We start from the raw sequence: 12,204 nt of genomic DNA, 5'->3' as shown, positions 1-12,204 counted from the left end.
GCCCCGCCTTGTCCGACAATGAAATCAGGGCGCGGACAGGTTTGATCGCGTCCGGGGCGGGCGGAAAGTCGGGAGCGGCGGGCATGGGCGGCGTCCGTTAACAGCTGGGGCGGGGAGATGGCGCGGCCTCTAGCACCATCGGGGCGCGGCGTCAGCCCGCGCCGCCCGATTAGTCAGTGCGGATCGCCCGCCGCGCCCGCCGGGCTCAGCTTCCAGCGGATCTTGGTGTCGGCGTCGGTGCGGGCGGAGCCGCGGACGACGATCTGCAATGAGCGCCGGGTCAGGCCCTCGTCGACGTGGACGGCGGGTTCGATGGCCACGTCGGGGCCGTCGCTGCGGAACCACCAGCCGCGACCCGAATGACCGCGCAGCAGGATGGAGCGACGGTCGCGGGCCAGCGAGGCCTGAACGCCCGGCTCCAGCTGGAAGCGCAGGGCGTAGGGGGCGGCCAGGGCGCGGGTCACGTCGGGGCGGTCTTCCGGCGCATGCAGGCGCTCCTCGGCGCGCAGTTCGTCCAGACGCTGATCCAGATAGAGGCGGCGCTGATGCATCAGGCCGTAGCCGGGCATCCAGCCGTCGTGCTCGACCTCCAGCCAGACGGCGCCGTCGCCCTCGCGGTGGTCGCGGCTGACGTGCAGGGCCGGTCCGATCAGGCGGGGGCCGAGCAGCTCGGCCTTCCAGCCCGACAGGGGCTCGCCCAGCGGCTGTTCGCCCAGCGTCAGCGTCGAGGCGCCCGGCGTCAGGCGCAGGGCTTGCCGGTCCAGGGCGCGCGGGGTCCAGCCCGCCGAGGTGAACAGGCGGTCGCGGCCGCAGACGACTTCCAGTGCGGCGGGCTGGCCGCAGGCCGCGGCCGACCAGGCGCCGCGCGCCGGGGCCTCGACATCGACCATGACGGTCAGCAAGGGGCTGGAGATGCGCACCAGACCGCCGACGGCGCCGCTGGACGACGGGGCGGGGGTCTCGTCATGGGCGCGGGCGGCGGCGACGCGCTCGGGCGTCGAAGGCCCGCCGCCCTGGAAGGCGGCGAGGCGACCGTCGGGCAGGGTCAGGACGCGCAAGCTGGTCGTCAGGCGCGAGATGGCGGCGGCCACCGGCTCGGGCGTCGGCTCCGATAGCTGGGCCAGGGCGTCGTCGAGGGTCAGAAGGTCGAGCAACAGCTCCAGACCCATCTCCGGGGCGCGGGCGGCGTGACAGCCGTCGGCGCCGACGGTGGCCTCCAGCGCGGCGGGCAGGCGTTTCAAGGCGATGCGGCGGACGCCGGCTCCGGCCTTGCCCGCCAGGGCGCATCCAGCCACGGCGGCGGCGGTCAGGCGCTCGGCCCGTCCCATCAGCCCGCCGGGCGGACGCAGCAGCTGGCGGGCCTGACGCGCCAGGATGTCGGTCAGGCGCAGGCGCTCAAGCTCGGTCGCGACCCCCGCCAGACGCCGTCCGGCGCAGGCCAGATTGTAGGTGCGCCGCGCCAGAATGTCGGGGTCCCAGGAGAAGGGCGACCAGCGGTTGAACAGGTCGTCCCAGGCCAATGTCAGCGCCAGGGCCTCGCGCACGCCGCGATCGCCGTGGGCCATCATCTCAGGCATCCAGACGAAGCTGTGCAGTTCGACGGCGAAGGCGCGGCTGGGCGTGGGGCGGTTCCACAGGTCGGCGGGCCCCTCGGCGTCCAGGCTGAGGCCGGCCAGGGTGAAGCGGCCCGACAGCAGCGGACGCGGCGCCTCTTCGCGCAGGGGGCGGAAGTCGCGCGGGCTGACGGCGAAGCCCTCGGCGCGGGCGCCCTTCAGCGTCAGGGTGTAGCCCGGCAGGCCGTAGAGCTCGATCCACAGCTGGCGCGCGGCCAGTTGGCCGGCGACGGCGGCCCACAGGGCGGGGTCGGCCTTGGGACCGCCGGCGGCGCGCACCGGGGTGCGGACCGGGGCGCCCTTCAGGCCGGGGATGTGGCCCTCGGTCAGGCCGCCTTCTGTTTCGCGCGGGGCGAAGGGGCCGAGGGGGCTCACGCGGCGGCGGCTTTCAGCGCCTGGATGTTGGCGGCGTAGGCGTCCGGTCCGCCCTTGAAGACGAAGGAGCCGGCGACCAGGGCGTCGGCCCCGGCGGACAGGCAGGCCCCGGCGTTGGCGGCGACCACGCCGCCGTCGACCTGAAGGTGGGCCTTGGAGCCGGCGCGGTCGAGGATGGCGCGGGCGCGCTCGATCTTCTTCAGCGAGGACTCGATGAATTTCTGACCGCCGAAGCCGGGGTTGACCGACATGATCAGCACCAGATCGACCATATCGACGGCCTCTTCCAGCACGCTCAGCGGCGTGGCCGGGTTGAAGACCAGGCCGGCCTTGGCGCCCAGCTGGCGAATTTGGCCGAGCGTCCGGTGGACGTGCGGGCCGCTTTCGGGGTGGACGCTCATGATGTCGGCGCCCGCCGCGCGATAGGCCTCCAGCCAGTTGTCGACCGGGGCCACCATCAGGTGGACGTCGAACGGCAGGCGGGTGTGCGGACGAAGCGCCTTCACCACGTCCGGGCCGATGGTCAGGTTCGGCACGAAGTGGCCGTCCATGACGTCGACGTGGATCCAGTCGGCGCCTGCGGCCTCCAGGGTGCGGACCTCTTCGCCCAGCCTGGCGAAGTCGCTGGCGAGGATGGAGGGGCAGATCAGCGGGGCGCTTGCGGCGGCGGTCTGGGTCATGGTTCTGCGACTTACGGCCATGACGCGCGGGGGGCAAGCCGGGCTGCTGACGCAGGGCCGCGCGGCGCCCCGGCGACAGGTGTTCACTGGCGCTTCGCGAACGGTCGGCGGTGGTCGTTGGCGAAGGCGCGGCGGTCGCGGACGCAAGGCCGCTGGCGAGGTCCGGCGGGGCGTTGGAGGAAGGCGGCGACTTCTTCAGCCGTCCCCGAAAGGACCCCGCCATGATCCGCTCTCTCGCCGTCGCTGCCGTTCTGGCCTTCGCCGCTCCCGCCTTCGCCCAATCGGCTTCTTCGGCCGCCGACAACCGCCTGACCCTGACCTTCGAGACGGGGGCCGAGACCGGCGCGGTCCTGGTCGCCCTCTATGACAGCGAGACCGCCTATGAGGGCGGACAGCCCGCTCGGGTGGCCCGGATCGACGTGGCGGCGGGCCAGCGCGAGGCCGTGTTCGACCTGCCCGCCGGCGCCTACGGGATGAAGGCTTTTCACGACGTGGACGGCGACGGCAGGATGAACGTCAATCCGTTCGGCATGCCGACTGAACCCTACGCCTTCTCCAACAACGCGGTGGGCAACATGGGGCCGGCCAAGTGGGACCGCGCCCGCTTCGAGGTCTCGGGCGCCACGGCCCAGACCATCCGCATCCGCTAGGTCCAACACCACGCCCCGAACTTCGGAGCCCTCGCCATGACCCCGACCCGTCGCACCCTCTTCATGGGCGCCGCCGCCTTGGCCGCCGCCCGCGTCCTGACCCCCGACCGGGCCTATGCCGCGCAGGCGATGAGCGCGACCGCCGACTGGTCGCTGGCCACCGCCGACGTCGAGGGCGACGTGGCGCCGCGCGCCCTGCGTCTGGTGCACGGCCGGGCGCCCGCCGGCCTGTCGGGCAGCCTCTATCGCAACGGTCCGGCCAAGTTCCGGCGGCCCGGCGGCTCGTCCCAGCACTGGTTCGACGGCGACGGCCTGATCCGCCGCTGGCGCGTTCGGGACGGTCAGGCGACGCTCGCCGCCCGCTTCGCCGACACGCCCAAGCGGCGCCAGGAGACCGAGGTCGGCGCCATGCTGATGCCGGGCTTCGGCACGGTCGCCGATCCGCGCGCCCGCATCGGCTCGGCGGACGACGTCAGCGCGGCCAACACCTCGGTGCACAAGGTCGGCGGCAAGCTGTGGGCCTTGTGGGAGGCGGGCTCGCCCCTGGCGATGGACCCCGAGACGCTCGAAACCGAGGGGTTTGTCGCGCTGCGTTCCGATTTGAAGAACATGCCCTTCCTGGCCCATCCGCGCATCGAGCCGGACGGCCGCATCTGGAACCTGGGCCTGAACGGCAAACAGGCCATGGTCTGGCGTCTGGCGGCCAACGGGGCGCTGGAGGCGGCTGAGGTCGTCCCCCTGCCGCGCGCCAGCTACATCCACGACTTCACCGCCACGGCGCGGCATCTGGTCATCGTCCTGCAGCCCTGGGTGCATACGCGCAACGTCATGCCGGTGTCGGCGGCCTTCGAGTGGATGCCCGACGCTGGAACCCAGGTGCTGGTGATCGACAAGGCGGACCTGTCGCGGCGCCGCGTTTACGACCTGCCGCCCTTCGGCTTCTTCCACGTCGGCGACGCCTGGGAGGAGGCGGACGGCGTGATCCGCTTCGACCTGTGCGCCCACAAGGACATGGATTTCGCCGCGCGCGGCGCCCAGGAGGTGCTGAACGGCGTGCCCCTGGGCGGCGAGCCGGCCGAACTGGCCATGGTGGTGCTGGAGTCCGGCGGGCGCAGTCGGCTGGAGCGGACCGGGGTGGTGGCCGAGTTTCCGCGCGGCGATCCGCGCCGCGCCGGATTGGCCCGTCGCTTCAGCCTGCACACGGCGGGCGAGCGCACCGATCGGCCCCTGGCCTCGGCGGTGGGGGTGACGGATTGGCGGTCAGGACGCACCCGCGCCTTTGACTTCGGCCCCGGCCATGTGACGGACGAGATGGTCTATGTGCCCAAGCCCGGCGGGACGCACGAGGCCGACGCCTGGCTGGTCGGCCCGACGATCAACCTGAAGGCGGGGGTCAGCGAACTGCACGTCCTGGACCTGATGCACGTCGAGGACGGCCCCGTCGCCACCTGGCGCGCCGACGTGGCCCTGCCGGCGGCCTTTCATGGGAATTGGGTGTGAGGGGCGAGGCGTCGAGGGGGCGTCACCACCACCCCGCCTCCCTCAGCGCCCGGGCGTAGCGTCGGCTGACGGGGGCGATCAGTTCGCTGCCGGGGCCGCCCTCCAGCGTCAGGGCGGCGCGGCCGTCGCCGCGGGCGACGGAGGCGACGGCGTTCCTGGCCACCCACCAGCTGCGGTGGGTCTGGGCGCCTTCCAGGCCTTCCAGTTCGGTGAGGGCGTCGGCCAGGCGCATCAGGATCAGGTCCGAGCCCCGGTCGGTATGCAGGCGCAGGTAGTGGTCCTCGGCCTGGACCGCGATCAGGCGCGCGCCGCGCAGCCTGGGCGGCAGGCGCTCCAGAAAGCGGGCGGGCGCGGCGCCGGGGGCGCTCGCGTGGGTCTCGACCGGGCGTTCGCGCCCGAGGAAGGCGGTCAACACGCACAGCAGGGCGGTGATCAGCGTGACCGGGAAGAAGAAGTAGGACAGGTGGGCCAGAGGCCGCATGGCGCCTTCGAGCATGGAGCCGGTGACGGCCCAGACCAGCAGGGTCAGGGGTCCGCTGATGATCAGGGTCTCGATCGCTATGGCCGCCCAGGGGCGCGTATCGACGTCGATGCGCCGCGCCGTCCAGGCTCCGCAGACATGGCCCCACAAACTGCCCGCCAGCATCAGGCCGACCCAGTAGGCCAGTCGCGGCCAGAAGGGGGCGCCGCCCGTGCCGAAGGCGCCGGACAGCGCCAGGAAGCCTCCGGCGACGAGGGCCAGAGCCAGACCGCGCAGGAAGTCGCGCGCCTTGCCGCTGAGCACAACCTGCATCAGGCGTCCGATTTCGGACCGCAGACGGCGCGGAAGCCGGCGGCGGCGAAGCGCACCATGTAGTCGCAGGCGCTGTCCAGATCGCCGGACTTGCACAGGCCGCCGGACAGGCGGTCCAGGCGCCCGGTCTCGCCCAGGGTCAGGGTCAGGGCCCCCGACAGGTTGTGATAGGCCCAGTAGAGATCGGTCTCCTCGGCCTCGGGCAGGACGCGCTTGACCAGTTCCAGCAGGCGCCGGATCGCCGGGTCGAAATAGCGGGCCATGGTCTCGCCGCCGAAGGCCGGGTTGGCGTTGGTCTGGGCCACCAGGGCGGCGTAGTGCTTCCATCCCGGTCCGCCCTTCAGCGACCACTGGAAGGGCGGGCGCAGGAAGGACTCGAACAGGCCCTCCAGGGTCATGGCCTCGCCGGCGGCCTCGGCGTAACGGTCGACGGCGGCGACGCGCTCATTGTTCCAGACTTCGGCGCGACGGGTGAAGACGGCGTCGAACAGCTCCTTCTTGGCCCCGAAGTAATAGTGGACCAGGGCCGTATCCACGCCCGCCTCGCGCGCCACCTCGCGGATGGTGACACCGTAGAAGCCGTGCTTGGAGAAGAGGTCCTCGGCGGCGTTCAGGATGGCGTCGCGGGTTTCGCCCGCGGCGGCGGCCTTGGTCTTCTTGGGCCGGCCGCGACGGGCCGGCGCGGCGGCGGGCGGCAGGGGCGGAGCGAGGTCGTCGTCACGGTTCATGCGCGCAAGCTAGAGCGAAATCGGTTCAGATGCGATCGCATCTGAACTCAGATATTGGCGCCAGCAGCAATCCTGAAGCCTGATGCCCGGCATCAGGCTCGGGGCGCGCTTCGTCCCCATGTGCAACGGCGCCACAGGGGCGCCGGATTTGCGACCGGCTCAGCGTGGCCGTTTGACAGACCGGCGAAAGATCGGCACGTTCCGTGAAAATCATTGAACGCTGAATAAAAGCGTCGATTGGGCTGGAAATCAGGGATTGGGATCCAAATGAACAGACTCGTGAAGACTGTCTTGCTGGCGGGCGCCGCCTGGGGCGCGCTCTCGGCCACCGCCGTGGCGCAGGAGGCTTCGACCGAAACTCAGGCCTCGAACGTCGACGACATCATCGTCACCGCCCGTCGTCGCGAGGAATCGCTGAAGGACGTGCCGGTCTCGGTCTCGGCCCTGGGCGCGGCGCGCCTTGAGGAAACCGGCGCCACCGACATCACCGCCCTGCAGCAGCAGACGCCGAACGCCACGGTTCAGGTCGCGCGCGGATCGAACTCCACCCTGATCTCCTTCATCCGCGGCATCGGCCAGCAGGACCCTTTGTGGGGCTTCGAGCCGGGCGTGGGTCTCTACATCGACGACGTCTATGTGGCCCGTCCGCAGGGCGCCGTTCTGGACATCTTCGACATCCAGCGCATCGAAGTCCTGCGCGGACCGCAGGGCTCGCTCTACGGCCGCAACACGGTCGGCGGCGCGATCAAGTACGTCACCTCGCGTCTGGACGCGGAGTCGCCCGAGCTGACCCTGCGCGGCGCCTACGGCAGCTACAACCAGGTCGACCTGCTGGCCCAGGGCTCCATGCCCGTCACCGACAAGTTGCGCATCGGCGGCGCCATCGCCAGCTATAACCGCGACGGCTACGGCGAGAACCTGAACACGGGCGCCGAACATTATGACAAGGACGTTCTGGCCGGTCGGGTCAGCGTCGAGTTCCAGCCCTATGACAACGCCTTCTTCCGCCTGGCCTACGACCGGGTCGAGGACAAGTCGAACCCCCGTCACGGCCACCGCGAAGTCGCCGGCGTCGGGCCGGGCGCCGGCATCCCGGACAGCGTCTATGACACCTACGCCGGCCTCGGCGACCAGAACAAGGTGACGACCGAAGGCGTGTCGCTGACCGCCCAGGTCGACCTGAACGACACCTGGTCGGTCAAGTCGATCACCGCCTATCGCACCGGCGACACCGACACCCTGATCGACTTCGACAACACCCCCGCGCCGACGCTGGACATCCCGGCCGTCTACGGCGACCACCAGTTCACCCAGGAATTCCAGGCCCTGTTCAGCACGGACCGGATCCAGGGCGTGGCCGGCGTCTTCTATCTGGACGGCACGGCCTCAGGCGCCTTCGACACCATCCTGGGCAACCTGGGCATCGTCATCGGCACCGCCGGCTATGTGAAGACGACCAGCGTCGCCCTGTTCACCGACGTGAACCTGGATCTGACGGATCGTCTGCACCTGGGCCTGGGGGCGCGCTACACGCTGGACGACAAGACGGGCCACGTCTTCCGCGCCAACTACCTGGGCGCGACCCGCAGTCCGCTGCTGGGCGGCGCGGCGCGCAACCCCCTGCTGCTGCGCACGGACTACACCCGCTCGAACCAGTTCGACCAGTTCACGCCCAAGGCCTCGCTGTCCTATGACTTCTCGGACCGCATCACCGGCTACGCCTCCTATTCCAAGGGCTTCAAGTCGGGCGGGTTCGACATGCGCGGCGACGCGATCTTCACCCCCAATACGGTCAACGGTTATCAGCCGGAAACGGTCGACTCCTATGAGATCGGCCTGAAGGGCTCGGCCTTCGACCGTCGCCTGAGCTTCGCCTCGGCCGTCTTCTACAATGAATATCAGGACCAGCAGGTCACGACCCAGGTGCCGGCCACGACCGGCATCGCCAGCTTCGTCGACAATGTCGGCTCGTCGAAATTCTTCGGCGCGGAACTGGAAGGGTCGCTGGTCGTCACCGACAGCCTGACGGCCAACTTCGCGATCGGCTATCTGGACTCGAAGTTCGAGGAGTTCCTGCGCTACAATCTGGTCACTCAGAAGTATGAGGACATTTCCAGCCAGGTGGTGCTGCAGAACGCGCCGAAGTGGACCGGCTACCTGGGCCTGACCTGGCGCGGCGACGTGGCGGGCGGCTCGCTGGCGGTGACGCCGTCGGTCAGCTATCGCGACGACTACAGCCAGTTCGAGTTCCCCAATCCGGTTCTGGATCAGGAAGCCTTCGCCCTGGTCGACCTGTCGGCGGTCTGGACCGATCCGAGCCAGAAGTGGACCGTCGGCGTCTATGGCAAGAACCTGACGGACGAGGAATACCGCGTCGGCGGCTACAACTTCCTCGGCGCCGCCTTCAACAACTCGCTGATCGGCTACTACGGCCCGCCGCGCACCGTGACGGCCTCGCTGCAGTACAAGTTCTGATCGAGAAATTTCTCCTGAACGCCTGATCATCTGATCGCGGGCGGCGGTTCAGACCGAACCGCCGCCCTTTTTCTTTGGCGCCGCCCGGCGACGCCGCTACCGTCCGCAACAACGGGACAGCCAGTCCGAGGGGGCAAGCCATGACCACGTCCGAGGCCGCAGCGCCGCAAGAGGCCGTCGAGAAGGCCGTCTCGCCGGGCTATCGCTACTATGTGCTGGGGGTCCTGATCCTCATCTACATGCTGAACTTCCTGGATCGTCAGATCATCGGCATCCTGGCGGCGCCGCTGAAGGCGGAGTTCGGCCTGTCGGACAGCCAGTTCGGCCTGCTGGGCGGCCTGGCCTTCGCCCTGCTCTATTCGACCCTGGCCATCCCCATCGCCTGGCTGGCCGACCGGGTCAGCCGCGTCTGGATCATGACCGCCGCCCTGACCATCTGGTCGGGCTTCACCGCCCTGTGCGGCGTGGCCGGCAGCTTCGGACAGTTGTTCCTGTGCCGCATGGGCGTGGGCATCGGCGAGGCGGGGGGCGTGGCCCCGGCCTATTCCCTGATCGCCGACTACTTCCCCAAGTCGCAGCGCGCGCGGGCCCTGGCGGCCTACGCCTTCGGCATTCCCCTGGGCATGGCGGCGGGCACCCTGGTCGGCGGCCTGCTGGCGGCGACCTACGGCTGGCGCACGGCCTTCATCGTGGTCGGCGTCCTGGGAGTCCTGGTCGCGCCGATCCTGCGTCTGACGGTCAAGGACCCCAAGCGCGGCGGCATGGATGCGCCCGCCGCCGTTGAAACGCCCAAGACCGCGTCGATCGTGCACAAGGCCCCGCCCTTCGGCGAGGTCATCAAGACCCTGGCGCCCAAGCCGTCCTTCTGGCTGCTGGCCTTCGGCGCGGCCTCGTCCTCGGTGTGCGGCTACGGCGTGGCCGCCTGGCTGCCAAGCTTCTTCATGCGCAGCTTCGGCCTGACCCTGTCGCAGACGGCCTGGTATTATTCGGCCATCGTCATGGTCGGCGGCGTGGCCGGCATCTGGCTGGGCGGGGTCATGGCCGATCGCCTGGGCAAGAAGTCCAAGGGCGCCTATCCGCTGACGCCCGCCGTGGCCTTCCTGATCTCGGTGCCCTGCTTCATCCTGGCCATGAACTCGGGCGCCCTGGTCGGGGCCGTCATGCCGGGGGCTGATCCCAATGGCGCTGCGGCGCTGACCCTGGCCTTCCTGATCTTCCTGATCCCGACGGGGCTGAACCTGACCTGGCTGGGGCCGATCACGGCGGCGGTGCAGCACCTGGCGACGCCGGCCATGCGGACGACGGCCTCGGCCCTGTTCCTGCTGATCAACAACCTGCTGGGGATCGCCGTCGGCATCTACTACTTCGGCTGGATGAGCGACCTGCTGCGCCCGACTTTCGGCGAGGAGAGCCTGCGTTGGGCGATCTATACTGGCATGGGTTTCTACCTGCTGTCCTCGGCCCTGCTGTTCGGGGCCTCGCGCACGCTGAAGAAGGACTGGGTCGACTGATCCGACCTGAGCCGTTTCGCGCATAAGAAAAGCTTGGGCGGAGCATAGGGAGACAGACGGTTGCGTCCGCGAAGGGCCGACGCCTATAAGCGCGACCAAAGTTTCCTCAACCTCCTCCCAACGGCGCGGATCAGACATGAACATTCACGAGTATCAGGCCAAGCAGGTTCTCAAGGCCTTTGGCGCCCCGGTCGCCGAAGGCGTCGCCATCACCTCGGCCGACCAGGCCGAAGCCGCCGCCAAGCAACTGCCTGGCCCGCTCTATGTCGTGAAGTCGCAGATCCACGCCGGCGGCCGCGGCAAGGGCAAGTTCAAGGAACTGCCGGCTGACGCCAAGGGCGGCGTGCGCCTGGCCTTCTCGATCGAGGACGTGGTCAAGAACGCCAAGGAAATGCTGGGCAACACCCTGGTGACGGCCCAGACGACCGAGGCCGGCAAGCAGGTCAACCGCCTCTACATCGAGGACGGCGCCGACATCTCGCGCGAACTCTACCTGTCGATCCTGGTCGACCGCGCCTACGGCCGCGTCGCCTTCGTCGTCTCGACCGAAGGCGGCATGGACATCGAAACCGTCGCCCATGACACCCCGGAAAAGATCATCACCGTCGTCATCGACCCGACGACCGGCGTGACCGAAGCCGACTGCGCGACCCTGTCGGACGCGCTGAAGCTGGAAGGCGACGCCCGTGAAGACGGCAAGTCGCTGTTCCCGGCCCTGTACAAAGCCTTCGTCGAGAAGGACATGGCCATGCTGGAAGTGAACCCGCTGATCGTCATGGAAAATGGCCGCCTGCGCGTTCTGGACGCCAAGGTGTCGTTCGACGGCAACGCCCTGTTCCGTCACCCCGACATCAAGGAACTGCGCGACGTCACCGAGGAAGACGCCAAGGAAATCGAAGCCTCGGAATGGGACCTGGCCTACGTCGCCCTCGACGGCAACATCGGCTGCATGGTCAACGGCGCCGGCCTGGCCATGGCGACCATGGACATCATCAAGCTGTACGGCAAAGAGCCCGCCAACTTCTGCGACGTCGGCGGCGGCGCCGGCAAGGAGAAGGTCGCGGCGGCCTTCAAGATCATCACCGCTGACCCGAACGTCCAGGGCATCCTGGTCAACATCTTCGGCGGCATCATGAAGTGCGACGTCATCGCCGAAGGCGTGGTCGCGGCCGTGAAGGAAGTGGGCCTGAAGGTGCCGCTGGTGGTGCGTCTGGAAGGCACCAACGTCGACCTGGGCAAGAAGATCCTGAACGAGTCCGGCCTGGCCATCACGGCTGCGGACGACCTCGACGACGCCGCCCAGAAGATCGTCGCGGCGGTCGGCTAAGGCTCAAGCCTTACTCGCCACCGCCCAGCTGACACACAGAATTCAGAGCACAGACCAATGTCCATTCTCGTCGACAAGAACACCAAGATCATCGTCCAGGGCCTGACCGGCAAGACCGGCGGCTTCCACACCGAACAGGCCCTGGCCTACCACGGCACCCAGATGGTCGCCGGCGTGCACCCGACCAAGGGCGGCACCAACTGGACCGGCTCGCACGGCGAAACCCTGCCGATCTACGCCTCGGTCGCCGAAGCCAAGGAGCGCACCGGCGCCGACGCCTCGGTCATCTACGTCCCGCCGGCAGGCGCCGCCGACGCCATCATCGAGGCCATCGAGGCCGAGATCCCCTTCATCACCTGCATCACTGAAGGCATCCCGGTGCTGGACATGGTGCGCGTCAAGGCCCGCCTCGAGAAGTCCAAGTCGCGCCTGCTGGGCCCGAACTGCCCCGGCATCCTGACCCCGGAGCAGTGCAAGATCGGCATCATGCCGGGCAGCATCTTCTCCAAGGGTTCGGTCGGCGTCGTCTCGCGCTCGGGCACCCTGACCTAT

At 69.3% G+C, this 12,204-nt stretch carries 10 protein-coding genes; 6 read left to right on the top strand and 4 right to left on the bottom strand.

Annotation, left to right across the window (positions count from 1 at the left end):
• Positions 1 to 173: 173 nt before the first annotated feature.
• Both VGE49_RS11075 and rpe read right to left on the bottom strand, forming a co-directional pair.
• Positions 174 to 1,988 (bottom strand): heparinase II/III family protein, encoded by a 1,815-nt coding sequence (locus VGE49_RS11075; protein ID WP_331034609.1) that lies wholly within the window; start codon positions 1,986 to 1,988, stop codon positions 174 to 176.
• Entirely contained in the window at positions 1,985 to 2,668 is a 684-nt protein-coding gene (rpe, locus tag VGE49_RS11070; RefSeq protein ID WP_331034608.1) for a ribulose-phosphate 3-epimerase, read from the bottom strand. Before rpe ends, VGE49_RS11075 begins: the two co-directional genes overlap by 4 nt.
• Positions 2,669 to 2,889: 221 nt before the next feature.
• Here rpe and VGE49_RS11065 point away from each other — a divergent pair, with 221 nt between their 5' ends.
• Positions 2,890 to 3,318: a DUF2141 domain-containing protein gene (locus tag VGE49_RS11065; RefSeq protein WP_331034607.1), complete on the top strand. Its 429-nt coding sequence runs from the start codon at positions 2,890 to 2,892 to the stop codon at positions 3,316 to 3,318.
• Between the two features lie 36 nt (positions 3,319 to 3,354).
• Complete coding sequence (locus VGE49_RS11060; protein ID WP_331034606.1) at positions 3,355 to 4,818, top strand: carotenoid oxygenase family protein; 1,464 nt, start codon at positions 3,355 to 3,357, stop codon at positions 4,816 to 4,818.
• Between the two features lie 22 nt (positions 4,819 to 4,840).
• Here VGE49_RS11060 and VGE49_RS11055 read toward each other — a convergent pair whose 3' ends face one another.
• Positions 4,841 to 5,611 carry a LytTR family DNA-binding domain-containing protein gene (locus tag VGE49_RS11055; RefSeq protein WP_331034605.1) on the bottom strand — a complete coding sequence of 257 codons (771 nt, stop codon included), beginning with the start codon at positions 5,609 to 5,611 and terminating at the stop codon, positions 4,841 to 4,843.
• Complete coding sequence (locus VGE49_RS11050; RefSeq protein WP_331034604.1) at positions 5,611 to 6,339, bottom strand: TetR/AcrR family transcriptional regulator; 729 nt, start codon at positions 6,337 to 6,339, stop codon at positions 5,611 to 5,613. The genes VGE49_RS11055 and VGE49_RS11050 overlap by 1 nt, the downstream gene beginning before the upstream one ends.
• A 267-nt stretch (positions 6,340 to 6,606) precedes the next feature.
• Between VGE49_RS11050 and VGE49_RS11045 the strand changes: the two genes are divergently transcribed.
• From VGE49_RS11045 to VGE49_RS11030, 4 genes are all read left to right on the top strand, one after another.
• Entirely contained in the window at positions 6,607 to 8,814 is a 2,208-nt protein-coding gene (locus VGE49_RS11045; protein ID WP_331034603.1) for a TonB-dependent receptor, read from the top strand.
• 140 nt (positions 8,815 to 8,954) lie between these two features.
• Positions 8,955 to 10,325, top strand: coding sequence for a spinster family MFS transporter (locus VGE49_RS11040; protein WP_331034602.1), 1,371 nt, complete (start codon positions 8,955 to 8,957; stop codon positions 10,323 to 10,325).
• 136 nt (positions 10,326 to 10,461) lie between these two features.
• Entirely contained in the window at positions 10,462 to 11,652 is a 1,191-nt protein-coding gene (sucC, locus tag VGE49_RS11035; protein ID WP_331034601.1) for an ADP-forming succinate--CoA ligase subunit beta, read from the top strand.
• A 57-nt stretch (positions 11,653 to 11,709) separates the two neighbouring features.
• A partial coding sequence (locus VGE49_RS11030; RefSeq protein ID WP_331034600.1) for a CoA-binding protein occupies positions 11,710 to 12,204 on the top strand: 495 nt, incomplete at its 3' end.

Source organism: Brevundimonas sp. (assembly GCF_036405315.1).
Classification (GTDB): domain Bacteria; phylum Pseudomonadota; class Alphaproteobacteria; order Caulobacterales; family Caulobacteraceae; genus Brevundimonas.
Note: the sequence above shows the minus strand (reverse complement) of the source record. Positions and strands in the feature narration are given on the sequence as shown.

Coding starts and splice junctions, on each gene's coding strand:
- rpe (WP_331034608.1), bottom strand. CDS start 2,668: ATGACCCAGACCGCCGCCGCAAGCGCCCCGCTGATCTGCCCCTCCATC.
- VGE49_RS11065 (WP_331034607.1), top strand. CDS start 2,890: ATGATCCGCTCTCTCGCCGTCGCTGCCGTTCTGGCCTTCGCCGCTCCC.
- VGE49_RS11060 (WP_331034606.1), top strand. CDS start 3,355: ATGACCCCGACCCGTCGCACCCTCTTCATGGGCGCCGCCGCCTTGGCC.
- VGE49_RS11055 (WP_331034605.1), bottom strand. CDS start 5,611: ATGCAGGTTGTGCTCAGCGGCAAGGCGCGCGACTTCCTGCGCGGTCTG.
- VGE49_RS11050 (WP_331034604.1), bottom strand. CDS start 6,339: ATGAACCGTGACGACGACCTCGCTCCGCCCCTGCCGCCCGCCGCCGCG.
- VGE49_RS11045 (WP_331034603.1), top strand. CDS start 6,607: ATGAACAGACTCGTGAAGACTGTCTTGCTGGCGGGCGCCGCCTGGGGC.
- VGE49_RS11040 (WP_331034602.1), top strand. CDS start 8,955: ATGACCACGTCCGAGGCCGCAGCGCCGCAAGAGGCCGTCGAGAAGGCC.
- sucC (WP_331034601.1), top strand. CDS start 10,462: ATGAACATTCACGAGTATCAGGCCAAGCAGGTTCTCAAGGCCTTTGGC.